At 43.9% G+C, this 24363-nt stretch carries 22 protein-coding genes and 1 riboswitch; of the genes, 5 read left to right on the top strand and 17 right to left on the bottom strand.

All coding sequences use genetic code 11. The features are described 5' to 3' along the window. Positions 1-367: 367 nt before the first annotated feature. On the top strand, positions 368-814 hold the full coding sequence (locus tag MD535_RS11795; protein WP_265675217.1) for an RNA recognition motif domain-containing protein: 447 nt from the start codon (positions 368-370) through the stop codon (positions 812-814). Here MD535_RS11795 and murI read toward each other — a convergent pair. From murI to MD535_RS11780, 3 genes are all read right to left on the bottom strand, one after another. Beyond that, positions 783-1586, bottom strand: a complete 804-nt coding sequence (murI, locus tag MD535_RS11790) for a glutamate racemase (RefSeq protein WP_265675216.1) — start codon at positions 1584-1586, stop codon at positions 783-785. The genes MD535_RS11795 and murI overlap by 32 nt on opposite strands. 70 nt (positions 1587-1656) lie before the next feature. After that, the gene (locus tag MD535_RS11785; RefSeq protein ID WP_265675224.1) at positions 1657-2322 is read right to left on the bottom strand and encodes a Dph6-related ATP pyrophosphatase; all 666 of its coding nucleotides are present in this window, start codon (positions 2320-2322) and stop codon (positions 1657-1659) included. 37 nt (positions 2323-2359) lie between these two features. After that, positions 2360-4195 (bottom strand): TonB-dependent receptor domain-containing protein, encoded by a 1836-nt coding sequence (locus MD535_RS11780; protein ID WP_265675215.1) that lies wholly within the window; start codon positions 4193-4195, stop codon positions 2360-2362. A gap of 56 nt (positions 4196-4251) precedes the next feature. Then, positions 4252-4461, bottom strand: a riboswitch (cobalamin riboswitch). Positions 4462-4615: 154 nt separating this feature from the next. Here MD535_RS11780 and trmA point away from each other — a divergent pair. Next, positions 4616-5728, top strand: a complete 1113-nt coding sequence (gene trmA / locus MD535_RS11775; protein WP_265675214.1) for a tRNA (uridine(54)-C5)-methyltransferase TrmA — start codon at positions 4616-4618, stop codon at positions 5726-5728. Between the two features lie 66 nt (positions 5729-5794). Here trmA and MD535_RS11770 read toward each other — a convergent pair whose 3' ends face one another. Together MD535_RS11770 and fabR are read right to left on the bottom strand one after the other, a co-directional pair. Continuing rightward, the gene (locus MD535_RS11770) at positions 5795-6166 is read right to left on the bottom strand and encodes a YijD family membrane protein (protein ID WP_265675213.1); all 372 of its coding nucleotides are present in this window, start codon (positions 6164-6166) and stop codon (positions 5795-5797) included. Beyond that, positions 6166-6807: an HTH-type transcriptional repressor FabR gene (gene fabR, locus MD535_RS11765; RefSeq protein WP_250618775.1), complete on the bottom strand. Its 642-nt coding sequence runs from the start codon at positions 6805-6807 to the stop codon at positions 6166-6168. Before fabR ends, MD535_RS11770 begins: the two co-directional genes overlap by 1 nt. Positions 6808-7227: 420 nt before the next feature. Between fabR and sthA the strand changes: the two genes are divergently transcribed. Then, the gene (gene sthA, locus MD535_RS11760; protein WP_265675212.1) at positions 7228-8628 is read left to right on the top strand and encodes a Si-specific NAD(P)(+) transhydrogenase; all 1401 of its coding nucleotides are present in this window, start codon (positions 7228-7230) and stop codon (positions 8626-8628) included. Positions 8629-8733: 105 nt separating this feature from the next. Here sthA and dinF read toward each other — a convergent pair whose 3' ends face one another. The 3 genes from dinF to MD535_RS11745 form a co-directional block, all read right to left on the bottom strand. Beyond that, on the bottom strand, positions 8734-10080 hold the full coding sequence (gene dinF / locus MD535_RS11755) for an MATE family efflux transporter DinF (protein ID WP_265675211.1): 1347 nt from the start codon (positions 10078-10080) through the stop codon (positions 8734-8736). 121 nt (positions 10081-10201) lie between these two features. After that, the gene (locus MD535_RS11750; RefSeq protein ID WP_265675210.1) at positions 10202-11014 is read right to left on the bottom strand and encodes a class I SAM-dependent methyltransferase; all 813 of its coding nucleotides are present in this window, start codon (positions 11012-11014) and stop codon (positions 10202-10204) included. A 748-nt stretch (positions 11015-11762) separates the two neighbouring features. Beyond that, on the bottom strand, positions 11763-12380 hold the full coding sequence (locus MD535_RS11745; protein ID WP_265675209.1) for a c-type cytochrome: 618 nt from the start codon (positions 12378-12380) through the stop codon (positions 11763-11765). A 194-nt stretch (positions 12381-12574) separates the two neighbouring features. On the opposite strand from MD535_RS11745, the gene yihA reads away from it, so the two are divergent. Next, entirely contained in the window at positions 12575-13261 is a 687-nt protein-coding gene (gene yihA, locus MD535_RS11740; RefSeq protein ID WP_265675223.1) for a ribosome biogenesis GTP-binding protein YihA/YsxC, read from the top strand. 427 nt (positions 13262-13688) lie between these two features. Here the strand turns inward: yihA and MD535_RS26420 are convergent, their stop codons facing one another. From MD535_RS26420 to hemB, 4 genes are all read right to left on the bottom strand, one after another. Then, on the bottom strand, positions 13689-13736 hold the full coding sequence (locus tag MD535_RS26420) for a hypothetical protein (RefSeq protein WP_438356636.1): 48 nt from the start codon (positions 13734-13736) through the stop codon (positions 13689-13691). A gap of 192 nt (positions 13737-13928) precedes the next feature. Beyond that, positions 13929-16724 carry a DNA polymerase I gene (gene polA, locus MD535_RS11735; RefSeq protein WP_265675208.1) on the bottom strand — a complete coding sequence of 932 codons (2796 nt, stop codon included), beginning with the start codon at positions 16722-16724 and terminating at the stop codon, positions 13929-13931. Positions 16725-17343: 619 nt separating this feature from the next. Then, on the bottom strand, positions 17344-17799 hold the full coding sequence (locus tag MD535_RS11730; RefSeq protein ID WP_265675207.1) for a GNAT family N-acetyltransferase: 456 nt from the start codon (positions 17797-17799) through the stop codon (positions 17344-17346). A gap of 61 nt (positions 17800-17860) precedes the next feature. Then, positions 17861-18898, bottom strand: a complete 1038-nt coding sequence (gene hemB / locus MD535_RS11725; RefSeq protein WP_265675206.1) for a porphobilinogen synthase — start codon at positions 18896-18898, stop codon at positions 17861-17863. A 199-nt stretch (positions 18899-19097) separates the two neighbouring features. Here hemB and MD535_RS11720 point away from each other — a divergent pair, with 199 nt between their 5' ends. Beyond that, complete coding sequence (locus MD535_RS11720; protein WP_265675205.1) at positions 19098-19859, top strand: TatD family hydrolase; 762 nt, start codon at positions 19098-19100, stop codon at positions 19857-19859. A gap of 661 nt (positions 19860-20520) precedes the next feature. On the opposite strand, the gene tatC is transcribed toward MD535_RS11720, so the two are convergent. From tatC to MD535_RS11695, 5 genes are all read right to left on the bottom strand, one after another. After that, a complete protein-coding gene (gene tatC, locus MD535_RS11715) occupies positions 20521-21273 on the bottom strand; it encodes a twin-arginine translocase subunit TatC (RefSeq protein WP_265675204.1) in 753 nt (250 codons plus the stop codon). A gap of 83 nt (positions 21274-21356) precedes the next feature. After that, a complete protein-coding gene (tatB, locus tag MD535_RS11710) occupies positions 21357-21755 on the bottom strand; it encodes a Sec-independent protein translocase protein TatB (protein ID WP_265675203.1) in 399 nt (132 codons plus the stop codon). 3 nt (positions 21756-21758) lie between these two features. Further along, the gene (gene tatA, locus MD535_RS11705) at positions 21759-22016 is read right to left on the bottom strand and encodes a Sec-independent protein translocase subunit TatA (RefSeq protein ID WP_265675202.1); all 258 of its coding nucleotides are present in this window, start codon (positions 22014-22016) and stop codon (positions 21759-21761) included. Between the two features lie 54 nt (positions 22017-22070). Further along, positions 22071-23705 (bottom strand): ubiquinone biosynthesis regulatory protein kinase UbiB, encoded by a 1635-nt coding sequence (gene ubiB, locus MD535_RS11700; protein WP_265675201.1) that lies wholly within the window; start codon positions 23703-23705, stop codon positions 22071-22073. Next, positions 23702-24355, bottom strand: a complete 654-nt coding sequence (locus tag MD535_RS11695; protein WP_265675200.1) for a ubiquinone biosynthesis accessory factor UbiJ — start codon at positions 24353-24355, stop codon at positions 23702-23704. The genes ubiB and MD535_RS11695 overlap by 4 nt, the downstream gene beginning before the upstream one ends. Positions 24356-24363 lie beyond the last annotated feature (8 nt).

Below are 24363 nucleotides of genomic sequence, written 5' to 3'. Positions count from 1 at the left end.
AACGTCTTCGTCGCTTAGCGTCTCGTCGTTAGGGGTGCGTATCTTACGCTTCCCGACTGGAGAGTCAAGATGTTTTTTCAAACTTTCTTTTCTACTCCAAACCGACTCGCCAATGTGACTTTCGTCTCACTCCGTGTCGGTGAGGCGGCATTATAGAGATCACTCAACTGATGACAAGTGTTTTTTCCAAATTAATTATTGTTTGCTCAAAATGCCATCAAGATGCTTTTTTCTTGATTAAAATCCAACATTTGAAATACATCACATCAATTAATTGGAAAAATCCCCCTCAACTACGTAATATTCTTATATCTATTTTTTAACGATAGATGTCATTATTCGCAATTAAGAAAAGTAGTATTTAAATATGGATTCTAAAAAATCAGTCTTTCTGGTGATCGCTGTTGCCGTATTAGGGGGAATCATCTTCTCTCAACTTGCAGTTTCGCCAGCTCTCGCATTTGTTGTTGGTGTGGTTGCCACTTTTTTCGTCGTAAAGCTTTCAACCTCCGCACCTAAACAAGTATCCGAATCATCGAATTCAACGAAAACTCTCTATGTAGGGAACCTACCGTATAAAGCTAATGAGTCTCATGTAAGAGATCTATTTGGTGAATATGGAGAAGTCTTTGCTGTGAGGTTAATGAAGGATAAAAGAACAGGTAAACGCAGAGGCTTTGGATTTGTCGTTATGGCTAGTTCTGATGTCGATGCCGCTATCAATGCAATCAACGAAAAAGATTACATGCAGCGTACATTGAAAGTTCGTGTCGCTAACGACCCTAAACACCCTGAAGGGGAAATAGTTGAATAGGTGTAAAGCCTAACAATTGTACTGCGTTATTTAGTGCTGCCTCCTCTACAGGGGGCGCACTACAAAAAATACTCAATAGCCCTTCTTCCGCCTCTTCCTCTATTTCTCCTAAAAGACTCGCTACCCTTCTTGCGATGGCTTCACCAGAATCAATCAATTCAACCTTATCACCGAGTGCGTGACCGATCTCTTTTCTTAATAGAGGAAAGTGCGTACACCCTAAAACTGCAACATCAATATTGTTGTTAAGTGATGAAAGGATCTGCCCAATCTCACTTTGGTCTATAGCACGACCTCTCAGTTTATCTTCCGCTAACTCAACTAAGCGAGTTGAACCAATAAGTTTAACTTCTCTATCTGTTGAAAAGTCACGAATCAGGTCTTGTGTATACTGCCTCGTAATTGTGGCCGGTGTCGCAATCAATGCTACCGCGGTCTTGGACAATATTGAGGCAGGCTTTATTGCGGGGACGACACCAACAACGGGGATGGATGTCTGCTGGCGTAAATGAGGCAACACAATCGTACTCGCCGTATTGCAAGCGATAACAATAATATCAATCTGTGTCAGCAACACCATCTGCTTCACTAGTGCGCAAGTTCTGGTAATTAAGACATCTTGAGCCAATTCACCATAGGGGTAGGCTTCATTATCAAACAAATAGATATAATTCTCGTTAGGCAATCGAGTATAGATCTCTTTAAAAACTGAGAGTCCACCGACACCAGAGTCAAAGATGAGAATATTTTTCTTGGTTATTTGATTCGACATAACAACAAAACTTTAGCGATATTGCCGCTAATCATACTGACAAGCATGGTTAGCGTAAACCTGGTTAATGTTAATCTGACACGACACGGTAGCGAAGATGGCTAAATCGCTCGGCGGTTTCAATGCCGCAATGCTCCAGTTCGATTGAAGACGAAAAGTATTGAGAATGAACTACTAAGGTATGAAACTCCCCATCCTCGCCACAAGGGTCAACATGCTTAGGTAGATTATCAATTAGCTCTTGAGTATAAAACCGTCCACAGATGGACTCTGGTAACACGTTGCGATCCACCGTCACCATTACCGTTTCAATGCCACGCTGCAGTATTTCTTTCGCCAAGGTATAACTGTCTTCTCCCAGTAGCGGGAAAATAGCCTCATAACCCGCCGGTTCGACATAACTCTTGCGGTAATCAACAATGCCGTTACAGAACATGTCACCAAAGGCGATGCCATCAACAGGCAATCCAGATGTTTGTATTCCTTGAATCACTTTAGACTGATAGATCTCGTTACTAGGAAAGACGGCCGGCAACTCTATGGCTACGAGCGGTAGACCGAGTCTTTGTGCTTGCATCTCTACGACAGATAATGGCGTCACTTGAAAAGGAACTTCACCATTTACGTGCGTCGTGTACAACCCTACTACATGGTAATCCTCAGACTCCATTAACCTTTCTAAGGTTAGTGTAGAATCTTTTCCTGATGACCAGCTGATAATAATATTTTTCATAATAATACAAAAAAGCCGCCATTATTGACGGCTGATTCTCCTAGAACTCATACATAGCATTGACATAGTAGTTACGTTCAGGCGTTTTATATCCTTTAACCATCTCGTATTCTTCGTTAAGCAGGTTACCCACTTTAGCGCCTAAGCTAAACCCATTACTAAAGAAGTATGTTCCGGCTATATCCACTAGCGAATATGGATCTAATTCTTTTGTATTGGCCAAATCATCATAACGCTTTCCTTGATATAGATAGCTTAAATCGAACTGCCAAGCCTCTAGACTATATGATGCATTCCATTTGCCACTATGGCGCGCTCGTCTGGCTAAAAAGTTTCCTGTCGCTTCATCCTTTGCATCTAAATAGTCATATGACACTTCGTGAACAATAACCCCGGTACTAAACCTCGTTAATATTTCAACACCTTCGATTTTTGCTTTATTAATGTTCACATTCGTAGAACCATTGCTTGCAATCATCTTATCTACATTACTTTGATATGCGGCAAGGCGGAAGTTCAAACGAGAAAAATCACCTTCCAACGCGATTTCCGATGTGGCTGACTCCTCAGGTACTAGGTTTGGGTTGCCCTCATAACACCCCCAAGAACCACACTCTTTAGGCCAATATAATTCATTAAACGTTGGCGCTTTAAAGGCAGTTCCATGCATCGCAACAACCTTCAATTGCTCAGTAACACTAACGCCGCCACCAAGCTGATAAGTTGTGTAATTACCATAGGCACTATTATCATCGTGTCTGACGTTACCTTCGAACGTAACAATTCCTTGCTGATAAAGTGCTCCGGCAAAGACAGCGCCATTGTCACGACTGTCCTTTGTCATCAACTTAGTTGTGTTGTCGATATTATCCTTATACCAATCCACACCACCAATTACATTTAGTTGCTCAGTAACTTTTAAATTGTTGTTCCAATTTATAGCAACCCGATTTGTTGATATCGTCCCCTCTGGCTGGCCTTGTCCGTAGGATTTAGCCTTATCTTGATTTGTGGATAACGATAATGCCGAATCAAAGCTTTCATTACTATATTCACTAGCGACACTCAAGCTATACAAATCACTATCGGATTTATCGACACCTGTCCACGGATTATCAAACTCAGTATAGTGCTTCTGATAATAGCCATTGGCTTTAAGTAGCCACGCATCGTTCAGCCTTTTCCCCGTATCAAGAACAAGATATTGGCTTTCGTAGCCATCATTATCGGCATCTATCGGGTTAATGCTTGTTGGCTGTATATTATAACCCTCACTTGTTTGATGCGTTGCTGTTAAATTCAACCACCCAGAGTGAACGTCCCCTAATGATAGAGTTGCACCAACATTATAACTACCAAAGCTACCTGCCCCTGCCTTCACTCTGCTAGGAACGTTATTCTGATTAGTGGTAATGATATTAACTACTCCACTTACCGCATCAGATCCGTAGACCGCTGCACGAGCCCCACGAATCACTTCAATTCTCTGAACACCATCTAATGGCATTGCCGAAATATTCGCAGAACCTGTCGTGGCGCTACCTAATCTCACGCCATTAATCAGCACAAGGGTATTCTTGGTCGAACGACCACGTATATACAGCTCTGCACTTTGTCCAACGCCACCTTGATTAGCGATTTGAACACCCGGCAAGCGCCTCAACACCTCAGATAGTGACTTAGCTTGGATAGCATCAATTTGAGTCCTATCAATAATCTCAATTGGTGCTAAAACATTAGTGAGTCTCTGTTCAACACGGTTCGCTGTGACGACCATGGTTTCTTGGGTTGGTTTTTCTTGCTCTTGCGCCAGTGAAAAAGAAGCATAAGAAGAGAGCGATGCAGCCACTGCTATCGCCAAAATAGATTGGTTCATTGTTATATTGTCCTAATCGCGTAAGTCCTTCCGAGTCGCTCACATTGGTTATTGAGTGAGCAACTTGGCTGCTGGCAGGTATTCGGACTTAAGAGCGTTAGGAACATCATGCTCCTAAACCTACTAACTCGACTTCCCGTATGTAATACAGTGTCTTATGAGTGTTCGTTCTCTTTTACCGCTGCGCGTCAGTTCTGGATTTACACCAGATTCCCTTTTCAGTGAGATTCCTTTGTCATTCTCACACCAGCTAAGCGGCATGGTATTAACAACATGATAATTTGTCCATAACAGATTGAACTAAGCTATAGATATACAGCCCTATTAAAAGACATTTCTGGGAAAAACTGGACAACGACGGGAGATTGAATAAAATCTGCCCTCCTTTAAAAAACTCATTACCGACGATAGGCAACCATAATGGCAAACCTCGACTTCACACCAGAAGGCTACCAAACTCAGCTCGACGAAAAATCTCAGCGACTGATCGACATGATGGCGCCTTATTCTGCTCCTGAACTCGAAGTCTTTACTTCTCCTGAGAAGCACTATCGCATGCGTGCTGAATTCCGTGTTTGGCACGAAGGTGAAGACATGTACTACGTCATGTTCAACCAAGAAACTCGTGAAAAGTATCGTGTCGACCAATTCCCAGCCGCGAGCCGCCTCATCAATGATTTGATGCCGCTCCTTATCGACGCGATGAAAGGTAATGACGTTTTACGTAAGAAGCTATTCCAAGTAGATTTTCTTTCTACGCTCAGCGGTGAGATTTTAGTTTCCCTGCTTTATCACCGTCAGCTGGATGACGCTTGGAAGGTTGAAGCTCAAGCGCTGAAGCAAAGATTGAATGACGAGGGCTTTAAACTCAATCTAATTGGTCGTGCCCGAAAAATGAAAATCGTACTAGACCAAGACTACGTGATGGAAACATTGCACGTAAACAATCAGCCATACCACTACCAACAAGTTGAAAACAGCTTTACACAGCCCAATGGTCCTGTGGCGCAGAAAATGTTGGAATGGGCAGTAGATTGTACACAAGAGAGCAAAGGCGATCTGCTGGAGCTTTACTGTGGAAATGGTAATTTCTCTCTTGCTCTGGCACAAAACTTCGAGCGTGTTCTTGCGACTGAACTTGCCAAGCCTTCTGTTGACTCTGCACAATTCAACATTGCAGCAAACCACATCGATAATGTGCAAATTATTCGAATGTCAGCGGAAGATTTTACTGAAGCCATGGAAGGAAAGCGTGAATTCCGCCGCCTAAAACAGCAAAATGTCGACTTAAAAAGCTACAACTGCAATACGATTTTTGTCGATCCACCCCGCTCAGGAATGGATATAGACACATGTAAAATGGTGCAAGGCTACGAACGTATTCTCTACATTTCGTGCAACCCTGAAACCTTAAAAGACAACCTTGACCTCCTTGGTGAAACACACACTATTACTCGGTTCGCACTTTTTGACCAATTCCCGTTCACACATCATATTGAAGCGGGTGTCATGTTAGAGCGCAAAGTTGACTAATGCTGTTCAACTGCCAGAAATAAAAAAACGAGCCATCAGGCTCGTTTTTTTATTTCTATATTCAACTTAGGCTTCTTTCATGATGTAACCTAATTTCTTACCAATCCAGAAAAGCAGCACCAACACCACGATAATCGCGAAGAAGTTGCCACCCGCATCTGGATACTGCGCCTTAGTAAACGCAGAGTGCCCAAATGCCCCAACAAAAAATGCCGCTAGGCCAACCATAGGAAAATCTTCAGGAATCGGGTTTTTTAGGTACTCTTGATAAAGCGCCTGCAGTGATAGCACGAGTGCAATCAAAGGAAAAATAGAGAAAGTCATTTCGCTAATCGTCAACCAAGACAACATAGCATTACCACACATACCAGCGATAAGTGCTAGTACCAGTGTTTTTTTACCGCTGTTACTGCTTTCAGAGGAAATTTCTTTAGACATCAGTTCGACCCTTCTTTTAGACGGTTTCGTTCACGTTCTTTACGGTACCAGTGTGCGCCCTTGGCCACGATTCTTAATTGGACAATCAACCTTTCAGCGAGTTCATATCTTTCCGCTTTACTCAAATCAAGTGCTTCCGCACCTGAACTGAATACCAGAATGACCGACGCTTCTGCCTGGGCAAATGCTTCATCACGATCCATACCAGTACTAACCAAATACTCAGTCAGCTCTGCCGAAAAGTGCTGAATTTCCCTTGCTACCGCGGCGCGAAATTCAAACGACGTGCCCGAACGTTCTCTCAACAATAGTCGGAAAACATTTGGACTACTCGCAATAAACTCCATAAAAGTTTCGACCGAAGTGCGAATCACACTGCCTTCTTTGACAATACGTTGACGCGCTTGTCGCATTAACTGCCTAAGCAGTAAGCCCCCTTCGTCTACCATGGTGAGACCCAGTTCATCCATGTCTTTAAAGTGACGATAAAAAGAAGTTGGGGCAATGCCCGCTTCTCGCGCCACTTCACGCAAGCTCAAATTGGAAAAACTGCGATCAGCACTTAACTGGCTAAACGCAGCATCAATCAATGAACGACGCGTTTTTTCTTTTTGTTGTGCACGGATTCCCATTGATTTCATACTTAACCTAGGTGTACTTGTTGTTTACCGCTCATGGCGGTAATCGAGGGAGAGCCAGTAATATAGCGCGAATAGTGATTTTGTATAAGTGTAGGGAAAAGGATTTTTACTAAAACCTTTTACAACTCTCACTTCAGTTTGTAACCAATCACAACACATCAAAGTGATAATGCTATTGTTCTAAATCTCTACTGCGCTGTAATTTCAGTGCAAAGTCCGTGATCATTCACACTGTATCGCCTCAGATCCGTTTACCTACGTTAATAATCCGTTAGAATCTCGATAACATAAATTTACGCGATGTTAACCAGCAATAACGTTAGTCCACCTTAATTAACGATATGCCCTCCCACTTTCCTCTGGCGCTTTAAAGCCAATATAGGGTATTGCTTGGTATTACCGCGAAACGAGGATTATTTTATGAGTCGCTCCAAACACTTTGATGCAATCGTTATTGGTAGTGGTCCTGGTGGCGAAGGGGCTGCTATGGGTTTGACCAAGGCAGGTCTAAATGTCGCGATCATAGAAAAAGAAGCCAGTGTCGGCGGCGGATGTACACACTGGGGTACCATCCCATCTAAATCCCTGCGCCACGCCGTAAGTCGAATTATTGAGTTCAATAGTAACCCACTGTTTTGCAAAAATAACACCAGCTTGCATTCGACCTTTTCCAATATTCTCGGTCATGCGAAATCCGTCATCGACAAGCAAACTCGCTTGCGCCAAGGCTTTTATGACCGCAATGAGTGCACGCTTCTTTTTGGAACAGCACGCTTTACTGACGCAAATACACTAGAGGTCACCAAGCAAGACGGCACTATAGATACTTATTCTGCGGATAAATTTGTTATCGCCACAGGTTCACGCCCTTATCGCCCTGATGATGTGGATTTTGACCACTCGCGTATCTACGACAGTGATTCCATTTTGTCGCTAGAGCACGACCCTCGTCATATCATTATTTACGGCGCAGGTGTCATTGGTTGTGAATACGCTTCCGTTTTCCGTGGGCTTGGCGTGAAGACCGATCTCATCAATACTCGAGACCGATTGCTCGCCTTCCTTGATAACGAAATGTCTGACTCCCTGTCCTATCACTTTTGGAACAGCGGTATGATGATTCGTAATGACGAGACCTACGCGAAGATTGAAGGCACGGAAGATGGCGTTATTGTCCATCTCAACTCAGGCAAAAAAATGCGTGCTGACTGTATTTTATTCGCCAATGGTCGCACCGGTAACACTGATGCGCTTAACCTCTCCTCTGTCGGTCTAACGCCTGACTCGCGAGGTCAATTAAAAGTAGATGGCAATTACCAAACCGAAGTCGGCAATATCTACGCCGTGGGCGATGTTATTGGCTACCCGAGTTTAGCAAGCGCCGCTTATGACCAAGGGCGATTTGTCGCTCAAGCCATCACACAAGGCGAAGCGGAAGGTACACTAATTGAAGATATCCCAACAGGGATTTACACCATTCCGGAGATCAGCTCCGTCGGTAAAACCGAGCAAGAACTGACGGAAGCAAAAGTGCCTTATGAAGTAGGACGCTCCTCCTTTAAGCATCTTGCCAGAGCGCAAATTGCCGGCAAAGATGTAGGGAGCCTTAAGATTCTGTTTCACCGAGAAACCAAAGAGATTTTAGGGATACACTGCTTTGGCGAGCGAGCCGCTGAAATCATTCATATCGGGCAAGCCATTATGGAGCAAAAAGGGGAAGCCAATACCATCGAGTATTTTGTTAATACCACATTTAACTACCCCACCATGGCAGAGGCGTATCGAGTTGCCGCGTTAAATGGACTCAATCGCTTATTTTAAACGTCGACTTCAATGCGTAACATCCTTGCTGATAAAAACAGGACGATATTTACTTCGTCCTGTTTTTCAAATCAAGAATGCACTCACCCTAACTTATTCCACACTTTAAGCTGCTAAGAATTCCCCTTTGCGCCACTGCAGGATAAAAATGACCGCCAACCCAACTCCGCGCATTAACATAAAACTGATCATAGCAAACCATAAGGCATGATTTCCCCAACCAGCTGACAGAGAGAAAATAAGAAAGAAGCAACATGTCGCGATAAACATACTATTTCTCATCTCCTTTCCTTTTGTTGCACCGATAAAAATACCATCAAATAGGAAGCACCACATAGATACCAAGGGCATCGCAATTAACCAAGGTAAAAAATGTTGAGCTTGCAACTGCACCGTCTCTATCGAAGTAATCAAACCAATCAATGATGTCCCCGCAATAGCAAAAACTGCGGTTAGCATGACACAAATAATGAAACTCCAGAAAAATGTTCCGATCAATGATTCCACCAGCTCCGATCTACTTTTGGCCCCCATCGCCTTTCCAACCATCGCTTCCATGGCGTAAGCAAAGCCGTCCATTCCATAGGAAATTATCATCAAAAAGCTCATCAATACTGCATTGGCAGCAACAATATCGTCACCAAACGCCGCACCTTGAAAGGTCATAAAACTGAATGTTGCTTGCAAACACAATGAACGGAGAAAAATGTCTCGGTTGAGTCGTACAAAACGAGCGAGATCTTGTGTTGCTTCCGCATAAAGAGAAGTGATATTAGGTAAACTTCTGTTTTTCCATGTTTTCGCAACACATAATAAGCCGAAGATACACCCACTATAGTCAGCGATGACTGAGGCTAATGCCACCCCTTCCACCTGCCATTTGAACCCCATAACAAACACAACGTCGAGCACAATGTTGATAACATTGGTAATCAGCACCATCCACATTGGGGCTTTCGCATTTTGAGTGCCGAGTAACCACCCCAACAAAACAAAATTCATTAACGCTGCTGGCGCACTCCAAGCTCGAATCGCAAAATACTGCGCGCCATAGTGTTTCACTTGCTCACTTGCGCTACTCAGTGAGAACACCACGTCTGACAACCAAGAGTGAAACACTAAAAAAAGGACGGCAAAACCTAATGCCATCAAGCTGCCTTGCAAAAACACTAAGGCGAGCTGACGTTTATCCTGCGCTCCATAAGCCTGAGCGGTGAGCCCAGTTGTCGACATTCTCAGAAACCCAAGTAGCCAAAATGTCACACTGATCATCGTGCTACCTAACGCAACACCACCTAAGAACCACGCATGCTCGAGATGCCCAATGACAGCGGCATCGACAAGACCAAGTAAAGGCACCGTAATATTGGATAGAACCATAGGGATAGCGAGCAACAATACCCTACGATGTAAGGACGCATTAAGTAAAAGCGAAAACGGATTTGATAGCACACCAACCTCGACAGATCACCATTGCAATCATGGCAAACAAACACAACAAAGAGGTAATGGTATCGCTAATCCTAATGGGTAGACAGCATGAAAAAAATTATTACACTATGAAGCTGCTGAATTACCACTGAATATTGATAACATTGGGCGTCAGTCTATTCTTGTAGACGGGTAATTTAGCAAGAACTCGCTGCCAGCGACTCCAACGCTGGCAATGCTGATCTATTGGGGAAATCAGAGTAGCTCGGTGAATCCATGGCAGCCAATTCAGCAGAGACTGAGTAGGCCTTTTAAAACCGTGTTGATACTCTTCACAGCCCATTCTCTGACCCAAACGGTTTTGACTCAGGTCACCCGCTAATACAACGCACGCTTGAGCGTGTTGAAAATGGCAACCAATAGACTGAACAAAATGTGCCACTCTATTCTCTCGTCGATCCAAAAGCGCTTGCTCACACACCACCAAAACGGGTTGGGATTGGTCGCTTGGCAATTCATGAAGCCAAGTCATGTCGTCGATCGAGCCACACATCAATTGATAACGTTCACTACGATGAAATAATCGCTGGCGCCAAACTAAATGTTCATTGGTATCCACTTCGATCCAACGACAACGGCCATTATCGAGGCGATAAAAACGTGTGTCTAACCCTGCCCCAACATTAATAACTAAACCATTAGGGTTCGACTCCAAGAAGCGTCTAACTTGCAGGTCACAGATTTGCGTCAAAGTCGCGTGCAGCAGCTGCCCTTGGTCGACGTTACCAGATAGACAATCGGAGGCAAGATGGCACCGACGGCATGCATACGCTGCGATAGGATCATAGACAAGCCCATCATCCAGCAAGCTCTCTCGGCTTCTAAACCATAGCGGCCTAAGTAACTTCGTCGGTACATTTAACGTTTTTGTCACTGCTTGCTTGTGAGTCGTCATTTACACATCCCCTGTAGATGATTAAATGATAATCGATCTCAAATGCAGTCGCAAGTTAAATGATATTAACTCTCATTTAACTTTATGGAAGCGTAAAAAAAGCGACAGGATAACCTGTCGCTTTCCATCGCCATTTGGCGAAATCGGTCGGCACTATTAATGCCTCACAAATATCCATTTGTTATTCGTGCTTCCACTGCTAATTCTTATTTGTCATCATCCTGATGCGTTTTCATATTCCCTAGCAAAACCATCTGCGAGAGTTCTTCCTAAACCCTGTCCCTTAATGCTCTCAGCCTTGAGAAAGGTCACCATCCCTGTAAACCTGAACTCCAAGTTCAAGTTTTCCATTTATTCTTCTTAGCTTCCTAGCCAAGCATCCTTGGTTGTCATCCTGACAGCAAATCCATCACGCAACACCCTGTCGACCCGAACTAATTTACTCGAACGAAAGACAAAAACAACCGCCTGAAAATAATTATGAGCTATCATTTCTCGACATCGAATTAAAACACCATTATTCAACCACTTAGACACAGAGCACGAGTAATCAGCGATAGCAAGTATGGCAAATATCTCACACCACCCTCAGAAAAGCATCACCTATGGCGCTCACCTCTCTACAGCAATATGTGCGCGATGCCTAGAAATAACAAAGCCCTTCAAATGAAGGGCTTTGTTAGCTCGGATACGGGCAAAAAGAAACAGACGTTGGGCTCACGTATTCTAAACAGTGTCGGGCAATCTATTAGTGCAAACCACCAACGTACTTCGACAATGTCGTAATATCTTCATCGTTCAATTTCTTGGCGATATCTCGCATCATGGCGTTCATATCGTTATTTCTATCGCCACTGCGGAATTTTTCCAACTGGGCTTGGATGTATTCGGCATGCTGACCTGATATTTTAGGGAAACCAGATAGCTCAGTGCCGTTACCTCTTGGCCCATGACAGGCGATACATGCGGTAATACCACGCTCTGCATCACCAGCCGTATAAAGGGTCTTGCCTTGTTCAACGACATTTTCTGGCGTGCTATTCGCTGAAATTGGCATTGATGCATAGTAGGCTGCCAAATCAGCCATATCTTCTTCAGATAGCGGCATTGCCATACCACCCATTACGGGATCATAACGACCTTGCTTACCAGCACTCGTCATGCCCAGTTTTAGGTCTTTCAATTGTTTTTCGATGTATTTTGCGTGCTGGCCTGCAATTTTAGGGTACATCGTCAACTGACTGTTACCGTCAGTACCATGACAAGCAACACAAGTTAGGGATTTTGCTTTACCAGCTTCAATATTGCCTTCAGCCCATACTGAACAGCTGGCTACAAGACTCAAGATTAGCGCTAATTTTTTCATGACATTCCATTATAATTATCAAGCTTCCAGTACCACTTTCCATCAGAGTTACACGTTTATTATTCGTTTGACGAGCAAAATGAGGTAACTCGGGCAATTAACACCGTTCATGGTACAATGTGTGGCCATATGCCGAGCACGGTTATTTTACACAATTTCACAAAAAAGTAATCAATCGACTACACAAAGTCGAGATGGAGTTAACAGTGAGCGTAAAAATTCATTATCAAAACACGCATTTTATAACAAGTGCGCCCGATATCCGTCACTTACCAGAAGATGAAGGTATCGAAATTGCGTTTGCAGGACGCTCCAACGCAGGTAAATCGAGTTCATTGAACCGACTCACCAACCAAAGAAGTTTGGCTAAAACCAGTAAGACACCTGGCCGAACTCAATTGATCAACCTCTTCAAAGTAGATGAAGGTTGTCATATCGTCGATCTACCAGGATACGGGTTTGCTCAAGTTCCGTTAGAATTAAAGAAAAAATGGCAGCGTTCTCTCGGTGAGTACTTACAAAAACGCAAATCCTTAAAAGGGTTAGTTGTACTCATGGATATTCGTCACCCAATGAAAGACCTTGACCAGCAACTCATTGTTTGGGCAGTCGAATCCAATATCCCAGTGCAAGTGTTGCTAACGAAAGCCGACAAACTAAAAAGTGGCGCGCGTAACGCTCAAATTCTGAAGATTCGCGAGCAAGCAGAAGCGACATTTGATGGTGATGTACAAGTAGATGCGTTCTCATCGCTAAAAGGGATGGGAGTGGAACAACTTCGTCGTAAACTTGATACGTGGTTTGCTCCGGCGTTTGAACACTTAAACGAGGCTGAGGCGCAAGATGAAAACGCCGTCCAAAAGCCGTCTGAATCAGAGTAATTCGCTGTAATTGTCCAACGATAGAAACAAAACGCCCCGCCGTCCTGGCAGGGCAATGGGAGAGAGAAGATTTAGTTATAGTTTGATGTAAGAATTCATCAAGATAACTATTTTTTCAATTCAATGGTCTGCAAAATGTGACCTCCTCGGCTCTCCCTCTTTTTACTTCCTCGTAAACCACTCAAACAAATCCCCACCTTACTCTATACTTTTCAATACTTTAAAAGCACACATATGAAAAATCACGCGGACTTGATTTCATACTGAAATTATCAATTATGTGAAGGTGATTAAATTACAAAACGATAAGTAGTAAAGACACGTAAACGGTCTAAAGTAATGAGAAAATAAAACAAAAGCGGGTGAATGAATTTTTCCTTCGCACAAGAAAAAACGCCCCAGTCAAATACTGACTGGGGCGGCTGAATCAGCCTAATCCAATAACGTGAAACAAAAGGTCTGAAAGATAGAACATCTTACCTCTGTACCCTACACGACCAATGTACAACAACTGATCTAAAAATGAAACAGATTTTGTAATTTTTTTTCATCCACTGTTCATTAACCAACAGAATGAATCAAAACAAAATCGCTTTATTATTGATACAAAAAAGCCAGTGTTTGTGCACTGGCTCATGATTTTAACTCTATAATGGTCAATAAGTGTCTAGTGAGCTTGATCCCAGTTATCACCGTGACCAGAATCCGCGACTAGCGGTACAGCGAGATTTGCTGCAGATTCCATCAACTCTTGTATTTTACTTTCAATTTCGCCTAAGAATGACGATTCCACTTCAAAGACCAATTCATCGTGAACCTGCATTAAAATACGAACCTTTCCATCACCTTCATTTTCAACCCACTCATCAACAAGCAGCATCGCTTTCTTAATAATATCGGCTGCCGTGCCTTGCATTGGTGCGTTGATCGCTGCGCGTTCTGCCGCTTTACGACGCATGGCATTACGAGACTTGATTTCAGGTAAGTGAAGACGGCGACCGTAAATAGTTTCAACATAGCCATTTTCAGATGCCGCGGAACGAGTATCCTCCATGTACTGCATCACACCAGGGTACCGCTCAAAATAGGTATCCATATACTCTTGGGCTTCACGACGTGGAATACCTAATTGCTTCGACAGACCAAATGCACTCATACCATAAATCAAACCGAAGTTAATCGCCTTCGCTCGGCGACGCTGTTCTGTCGATACTTGCTCAATATCAACCCCTAGAATTTCAGCTGCGGTAGCCGCATGAATATCTTTGCCCAACTTAAAGGCTTCCAAAAGCGCTGGATCACCGGACAAGTGCGCCATAATTCTCAGCTCAATTTGAGAGTAATCGACAGCCAAAATCTTCCAGCCGTGCGGTGCAACAAACGCTTGACGAATACGGCGTCCCTCTTCATTCCTGATTGGAATATTTTGTAAGTTAGGATCGGTTGACGAGAGGCGGCCTGTCGCCGTCACCGCTTGGTGATACGACGTATGGACTCTTCCCGTTTCTGGATTAATCATCTTCGGCAGTTTATCGGTATAGGTGGATTTCAATTTGGCTAAGCCACGATATTCTAAAATGAGTTTTGGTAGCGGATAGTCCAACGCTAACTCTTGCAACACTTCTTCGTTGGTAGACGGTGCACCTGATGGCGTTTTCTTGATCACAGGCAGGGCCATTTTCTCAAATAAGATAGCCTGCAATTGCTTCGGCGAGCTAAGATTAAACTCTTGCCCGGCAACGTCGTAAGCTTGCTGCTCGAGTTCATCTAGTCTCACGGCTAGCTCTTGAGATTGTGCCCCCAATAACATGTCATCGATTAACACGCCAGTTCTCTCAATGCGGGATAATACTGGAACCAGTGGCACTTCTATCTCTTGATAGATCCGCTTAAGATCTTCGTTTTTTTCAATTTCGCCATTTAAGCGCTGATGAAGTCTTAACGTCACATCCGCATCTTCCGCGGCATAAGGTGAAGCTTCATCCAATTCAATCTGGTTAAAGGTCAGTTGAGACTTACCCTTACCTGCAATTTGCTCGAAAGAAATACAACTATGTTGAAGAAACCGCAGAGCTAAGCTATCCATATCATGCTTGCCACCCACACTGTTGTATACGTAAGACGCTAACATGGTGTCAAATTGAATACCTTTCAGTTCAATATCATAACGCGCTAATACACTGGCATCATATTTTAAGTTCTGACCGACTTTCTTTAGGTTTTCATCTTCAAGCAAAGGCTTAAGCTGAGCAAGTACCCAATCTCGATCCAGCTGCTCTGGTGCGCCCATATAATCGTGTGCAACAGGAAGATAAGCTGCAACACCCTCTTCAGTCGCAAATGACAAACCAATTAAGTTGGCCACCATATAATTAAGGCTATCGGTTTCTGTGTCTAAGGCAAATACTGAGCTCGACTTAAGCTTTTCAAGCCAAGTAGCAAACTGCGCTTCGGTTAAAATCGTCTCATATTCACTGCGATCAATCGTTACCGCAGACACATCCATATCAGAGTCAGAGTCTTTTTTCGAAGAAGCAGAACCTGATGCTGAGCGAGAGTCCGCAACAACCTCACCAGTGCCACTTTCTAGCAACTCATTCAACCACGACTTAAACGTCAACTGAGCAAATAAGGTCGTCAACTCATCGGTATTTGGTGTCTGCTTCAATAACTCATCTGGTTTGTAATCAAGCTCAACATCGAGTTTTATCGTAGCGAGTTCATAAGAAAGCGTCGCGTTGTCTTTGTGCTCTACTAACTTTTTAGCCATCGTTTTCGACCCGCGGAAACCAAGGGCTGCAATATCATCAAGACGCTCATAAATACTTTGAATACTACCGATACCTTGCAATAAAGCGGTAGCGGTCTTGTCCCCAACACCCGGTACGCCTGGAATGTTATCAACTTTGTCACCCATTAAGGCTAGGTAATCAATAATCAACTCAGGTGGAATGCCAAACTTCTCGACAACACCTTCAACATCCATGACGGTATTCGTCATGGTATTTATAAGCGTCACATTCTCATCAACCAATTGAGCCATATCTTTATCACCAGTACTGATCAGTACCGGCATTCCCACTTGAGAAGCTTGATGCGCTAATGTTCCAATCACATCATCCGCTTCTACGCCAGGTACACAAATAAGTGGTAACCCCATCGCTCGAATAACATTATGCAGTGGCTCGATCTGACAACGAAGATCATCAGGCATAGGGGGACGATTCGCTTTGTATTCAGGATACATATCGTCGCGGAATGTTTTGCCTTTAGCATCAAACACAACCGCAATACGATCAGAGGCAAATTGTCGCATCATGCTTCTCAGCATATTCACAACACCATAAACCGCATTGGTGGGGATCTCACCGTTACTCATCGTTTCAGGGTAAGCGTGAAATGCGCGATAAAGATAAGAAGAGCCATCAATAAGAATCAGCGGGTTGTCTGGTATATGAGCCATGTCTAGTCATCCAAAATTGGGGGATTTAGTCTAAGGATGCCACGTCTGTTTACACTATGCTATGACCTTTCACTGGTTAGATACACAGCGCTCACCTTTTAGTAAGGTAATCTCTCCCCTCACCTGTGGATAAGTCTGTTTATAGTGTTGTTAACGCTTGAGAATAACTTTACGAGCTACTAAAAAAAACACAGTTAATACACTGTTTTAAAAGGAAAATAATACAGATCAACCATAACAAAGATGATCCTTAATAGATCACGCAATGTGGAAAACCATTTTGGCGGGAAATCTCATGGTATAGAATACTGTGCTGACAAACTGTGTAGATAGAACGAACAAATTTTAGATAGAAAAAAAGCGACATCATAGATGTCGCCTAGCAAAATAGAGGGATGGGTATCTCAAAACTGAGTACATCTACCCTACCAAAAGCTATAAATACACTGGAAGCAATGTGAGCAATGTCGTGTCAAAAATGAACCCATTCCGCTGATAACTTCTACCCTAAAAGCACCGCTTAAAAGATAGGCTTATCTGGAGTGTTTCCCCTTAAGACGAGACTAATAATAATCATTCGCATTTAAATCGTCAACAACTAATTGCGAATTATTATCATTTAATTACCCATGCTTTTATTTTCACTGCCTAGCGTTTTGATAAACATGATCCGTGACTCTATCAAAGGCGTTCTTTGTTCATACCCCTCGATCAAGTAGCCATTTTTGAGCAGCAATCTCAACATTGAAGGAAACTGATTTCTGGATTTGACTGTAATGGCTTGGTAAGACTGTGCCGTCACCCAGCGTTCTTGCCACTCTAGTAACGCCTGAGCAACACCAAGTCGGCGAGCTTGACTGGTCACTCCACCAAACCAGCTATAAAAAGTGCCGTTATCAATTTCATAACCCATTTTAAACCCGACTAATTCACCATTACTTTCTGCCACCAAAATAAGGCTGCGTTTGTCGCCTAAACGAGACGCTAGACTCTCTACACTTTCCTTATGAGAAAACTCATCTATGGTCGCGACAATATCAGCGACTTCTTTCAAGCTACCTTCACGAATCAACATATCTTTCTCCCATAAAAAAGGTCGGCATATGCCGACCTTCATGACACAATAATACTTTCACTTAACGAAGATGACTTTTTGCTTCTCCATTCTCTTCAGCGAGCCACTCCGCTACATCTTTTGCGAAATAAGTGAGGATACCATCGGCCCCCGCTCGCTTAAAACAAACCAGTGATTCGAGCACCGTCTCGCGCTCTTTAAGCCAACCATTTTGAATCGCCGCTTTATGCATCGCATACTCACCCGAAACTTGATAAGCAAAGGTCGGCACCTGGAGTTCTGATTTCACTCGACGAACCACGTCTAAATAAGGCATTCCAGGCTTCACCATCACCATATCCGCCCCTTCATTAATGTCCATTGCCACTTCGTGCAAGGCTTCATCACTATTGGCAGGATCCATTTGGTAATTTTTCTTATTCCCCCCTTTCAGGTTCGATGCTGATCCGACGGCATCGCGGAATGGTCCATAGTAGTTCGACGCGTATTTTGCTGAGTACGCCATGATTTGTGTATGAATATAGCCCGCGTCTTCGAGAGCTTCTCGAATTCTCCCGATACGACCATCCATCATATCAGACGGTGCAACCACATCCGCTCCAGCTTCCGCATGTGACAACGCCTGCTTGACCAGCACTTCCGTTGTCTCATCATTTTGCACATAGCCATTGTCATCGATGATGCCATCTTGACCATGGGTGGTAAACGGGTCTAACGCCACATCAGTAATGACCCCCATATCTGGCACGTTTTGCTTCAGTAACTTCACAGCACGTTGAACCAGTCCTTCAGGATTATAGGCTTCTGCCGCACAAATACTTTTGGCGTCTTGGTTGACGACCGGGAATAGCGCAATTGCTGGTACGCCCAACTTTGCTAGGTACTCAGCTTCTTCCAGCATCAAATCGATAGACAGGCGTTCAACACCTGGCATCGACTCCACCGATTCACGACGATTTTTACCCATCAAAATAAACATTGGATAAATCAAATCGTCCACTGAAATCTGGTTTTCCGCCATCAAGCGACGGCTAAAATCGTGCTTGCGCAAACGGCGCATACGTCTTGCTGGAAATTGACCTTGAATCGATACAGACACTTTGTGCTCCTTGTCTGGAAAATGCGAAAACCAAGCATAGCACTCTCAATGCTGCATGCTAGTAGTAATACTGGAAAATGCCGATCCACATTCAATTGCATAGGTCTGTACATTATCTAGGTTGATATCACGACAGTGATTTTCGCCGCGAGAACTTGTGTATATACTTACCCCATCATTTAGACAGTAAAGTAATCCTATGATCGACACCCATGCCCACATATACGCTGAAGAGTTTGATGCCGACCGAGATGATGTTGTACAACGCGCACTTGCTGCTGGCGTAGAGAAGATCCTCCTACCAAACATTGACTTAGCATCGATTAAACCCATGCTCGCCACCGAAGCGGCTTACCCATCTGTGTGTCGTTCAATGATGGGGCTGCATCCTTGCTACGTCGATGGTGATGTCAAAGACACGCTTAACGAGATCCACGGCTGGTTCGATAAACATAACTTTATTGCCGTGGGTGAAATTGGTATCGATCTTTATTGGGATAAAACTTACAAAGCTGAGCAAGAATATGCCTTCATCACTCAGCTCAATTGGGCTAAAGAGCGCAACCTTCCCGTGGTCATCCACACTCGAGATTCCATTGAAGAAACCCTTTCGCTGCTTAAAAAAGAGCAAGACGGCACATTAAAAGGGGTGTTCCATTGCTTTGGCGGCAGCGTAGAAGAAGCAAAAGCGATCAATGAGTTAGGCTTTCACCTAGGCATTGGGGGTGTTTCAACGTTTAAGAATGCAGGGATGGATAAAGTCATTCCTGAGCTCGATGCAAAGTGGCTGCTTCTTGAGACGGATTGCCCCTACTTAGCACCGGTCCCACATAGAGGGAAGCGCAACGAACCCGCCTATACGGCTTTGATTGTTGATCGCATGGCGCAATATAAAGAGACCGATAGCGCGTCATTAATTGAGATGACAACCAGAAACGCAAAAGCGCTGTTCTCATTGTAAGTATATAAAATATATATACAAACATTGCACTAACATCACAAAAAGATAGAACAAGACAAGCGCAACAAGTAGAATACTCGCCGGTAGCATATTGGTTGGTTGTCATACCAACTTCTGAATCATTTTAGGTAGGTGGGTATGTGCGAGCACGGCAATTTATTACAACGACAAAAGCGAACATTTTGGCAGCGGTTAAAAGGCATTAAAGAAATTTATATTTGTTCAGGGTGTGGTCATACAGTCATCGTTAAGTAGCCTCCCAAGCTTCCGTTCCATACTATTAGCCACTTTACTCAAGGGTGGCTTTTTCTTTCTGTCGACATCCCATCTCTCTATCACAACCCGTAACCTCACACGGCCTCTGCTCCTGTTCCTTACTCATGTCAAACTGTGATACTGCTTCCAATTTGACATTCCCAAGGGGATTAGCACGCCATAGAATGCGAGCCCTAATACCATTTCAATCAAAGCATTATCGATAATCAAGGAGATGACAATGTGTGAGCACGGAGCCTTGCTGTTGCGCCATAAGCGTTCTATCTGGCAAAAGCTTATGAGAATCAAGAAAATCTATGTATGCCGTGCGTGTGGCTATACCATTAGGGTAAAAAGTTAAAAAAATAGCGGCTCAATCGCCGCTATTTTTATATGTTTTTCTAATTTAATCTTCGTCTTGCTCTTCTAGCTCATCATCTTTACGAGTGTAGAACCTAGCAAAGAACAGTCCGACTTCGAACAACAAACACATTGGAATCGCTAACAATGTTTGTGAAATCATATCGGGTGGCGTTAGCATCATGCCGACAATAAACGCCCCTACCACAATATACGGGCGCTTCTCTTTCAAGCTTTTCACATCCGTTGCACCAGTCCAGCACAACAGAATAATCGCAACTGGCACTTCAAATGCGATACCAAACGCTAAAAACAACGCTAATACAAAATCGAGGTAACTGGATATATCGGTGGCAAACTCTACACCACCCAATGAAATAGCCGTAAAGAAGCCAAACACTAAAGGAAAGACGACAAAGTAAGCAAACGCCACCCCACAGTAAAATAGCAATGAGCTCGAAAACATCAGCGGCATGACTAAACGTTTTTCATGCTTGTACAAGCCAGGCGCAACAAACGACCACACCTGATGCAATATAAAAGGTACGGACAAAAATATGGACGCGATAAGCGTTAATTTAAGGGGCGTAAAAAATGGTGATGCCACATCGGTCGCGATCATCGTTGCCCCTTCAGGCAAACGCTCGACGAGAGGCTTAGAAACAAAATCGTAGATATCGCCAGAGAAATAGATCAAACAAAGAAAAACAACCAACACGGCACCAATGGCACGCAGCAACCTGTTTCTGAGTTCGAGCAAATGGCTAATTAAAGGTTGCGTCTGTTCAACGGTAGACATGAAAACCTCAAACAAATAAGAAGATGACTAAACTAAAGCAGGGCTATCTTCGATAACTAAAAAATAAGAGCGGATTACCGCCCTTATTGCACTTTTTTATCTGGCGACTCAGTTTCCACAGGTTTAACCACGTCTTCAACAACCGGTGAAGGCTCTTTTGCATCGGAGGCAGTTGTTTGCACCTTATCCTTCGCATAAGGACGAGTAACCTCTTGCGCAGCTTGCTTGAGTTCTTCTACAGAACTTTTCAGTTCTGGAGACAGGTCTTCCATGCCCATTTTCTCAGCTTTACGCAAATTTTCTTGCAACTCCTGAACCTTAAGTTCATGCGAGAGCTCATCTTTGACATTATTTGCCATGCTCTTTGCTGAACTAATGAAACGAGAGACGCTGCGGATAGCAGTTGGTAAACGCTCTGGTCCAAGAACGACTAAACCAACCACCGATATGAGTACCAGTTCCCAAAAACCGATATCAAACACAGATTAAACCTGCTCTTTGTCTTTCTTAGTTTCCGTTGCTTCCGCTTGAGCGTCTGTTTTCTGTTGCTCAAGATTCTTCGGCTCAAAGTCCGCATCTTTTGTCTTAGACTTATCCGCAGACTCATCTTCGCTCATGGCTTTTTTGAAGCCTTTTACTGCGCCACCTAAATCACCACCAATTCCGCGTAATTTCTTAGTGCCGAATAACAATACAACGATGACAGCAATAATAAGAAGTTGCCAAATACTAATACCACCCATTTTCTCTACCTCGGGTCTTGATTAACAAAGAATAATAAAATTGAAGTTTATCGCTTAACGTCGATAACTACGCCAACTTAACAGCCAAAATGTGATACCGACAGCACCGGATACACCGGATAACTCTTGGTAAGACCCTTCTAGCAATATGGCTGAGCATACGATTAAAGTCGCACCAACGCCAAATAAAAATTGTCCTGTCGCATGTTGCCGTTTTGTTTCACGGTACCCGCGATAAAGCATGTCTACACGCTGATTCATCATGCGACCTTGTTTCAAGCTATCGTACAGCAACTCTGGTAATTCAGGTAACTTTTCTGCCCAAAACGGCGCGCGTTCCTTAATACCATTAATAACAGCTTGAGGTCCCACTTGATTCGCCATCCATTTTTCCAAAAATGGCATCGCGGTTTCCCATAGATCGAGTTGAGGATACAGCTGACGCCCTAGCCCCTCGATATACAGCAGCGTTTTTTGCAACAACACTAATTGAGGCTGCACCTCCATATTGAAGCGACGCGCGGTGTTGAATAAATTAAGTAGAACATGACCAAACGAGATTTCACCTAACGGCTTTGCAAAAATTGGCTCACACACCATACGAATAGAGAACTCAAATTCATCTACGTTCGTATCGGCGGGCACCCAACCAGAGTCCACATGCAGCTCCGCCACTTTTCGGTAGTCTCGGTTAAAGAACGCCAATAAGTTTTCCGCCAAATAGCGCTTATCCTCACTATTTAATGTGCCGACAATCCCGCAATCCAAACCAATCCATTTCGGGTTTTCAGGGTGATCATAGCTTACAAACACATTACCTGGGTGCATGTCTGCATGGAAAAAGCTGTCGCGAAATACTTGAGTAAAAAAGACACTCACACCACGCTCAGCCAGCAACTTCATATTAGTGCCGTTGGCTTGCAAGGTAGGAATATCGCTCACTTGAATCCCATAGATTCGCTCGGAAACCATCAAGCTTTCACTACTAAAGTCCGGTAAGACCTCTGGCACATAAAGCTCTTCGCTGCCTTCAAAATTGCGTCTAAGTTGAATGGCATTCGCCGCCTCGCGACGCAAGTCCAATTCATCTAATAGCGTCTTCTCATATTCTCTTACGACCTGAACCGGTTTCAAGCGACGCGCGTCTGGCAGTGCTCTTTCAACAATACGCGCCAAGCGATACATCAACTTAATATCCGCATCGATGACAGGACGAATATCAGGGCGAATAACTTTAAGTACCACCTCACGTCCACTTTCTTTGAGCTTAGCGGTGTGAACCTGAGCGATCGACGCTGAGGCGAGTGGCTGTACATCAAAATCACTAAACCACTGCTCTACCGAACCACCTAATGCGTTTTCAATATGCGTCTTCGCCAGTTCGCCATCAAACGCAGAGACTTGGTCTTGTAGCAACGCAAGCTGGTCAGCAATGTGAGGGGGAAACAGATCTCGACGCGTCGACATCATCTGACCAAACTTCACCCAAACCGGCCCCAATGCCTGCAAGGCTAAACGTAAACGCTCACCTAGAGGCTTCTCTGGGTGAGCATTTTTAATCCAAAATAGGGACTTTCGCGCGAATAGCGGAGCTTTGGTTAACTGATGTGTTGGAATCAACTCATCTAAACCATACTCCAATTGCACTTTAACGATTTGATATAACCGCTTCATTTCACTCGGAGTCATAGGGGCTCCGAGTTATCTGCTTTCGAAGCAGCAAGCGCATTCAATGTATTGGATTCCAATAAACGCTCAATACGCACAGCAAGCTTATCTGCCGCACTGCGCACATCATCCACTTGATCGCAAAACGCTGCAATTTCGAGTGGTGCTGGTGCCATTTTCCATTCTTCAGTCAGCACTTGTCCTAAGTGGTCTTGATGCTTTTTCATTTGAGAAGAGACAAAACCAACCGCCCCTTTGGCGCTTTGCACAAGACTATGCGCCACGACATCGCCCGTCACACGAGATAGCCACTCTTCTAAGTCAGGCTTGCAGTCGGTCATCAACTGAGCAAATTTCTGTGCCAGTTGAATATCACCTTCAAGTTCAAGCTTATCTTGCTTAATCAAACGAGTGATATTGGCCTGCTCTCTTAGTTCAGGGAGCACAGATAAATTCAACGATAGCGAACAGTCCGCCACCCCTTCATAGTTTGCCAACACATCCAATTGGTGGCTAAAGATAAAGGTCAACGACTTATTGAACTCACGCAGGTGAATTTGGATGCTTTGACCTTTTAAACGAGTCACACGTTTAACGAGGTCATCATCATCTTTAATCAGAGTATTCAGCGTGGTCTCTACCACCGCCGTCACTAGTGGATCAAATGGCATTTACCTAT

The sequence above is a fragment of the Vibrio qingdaonensis genome (genome assembly GCF_026191675.1).
GTDB lineage: Bacteria > Pseudomonadota > Gammaproteobacteria > Enterobacterales > Vibrionaceae > Vibrio > Vibrio qingdaonensis.
This window is presented reverse-complemented; position numbering and strand designations above follow the sequence as displayed.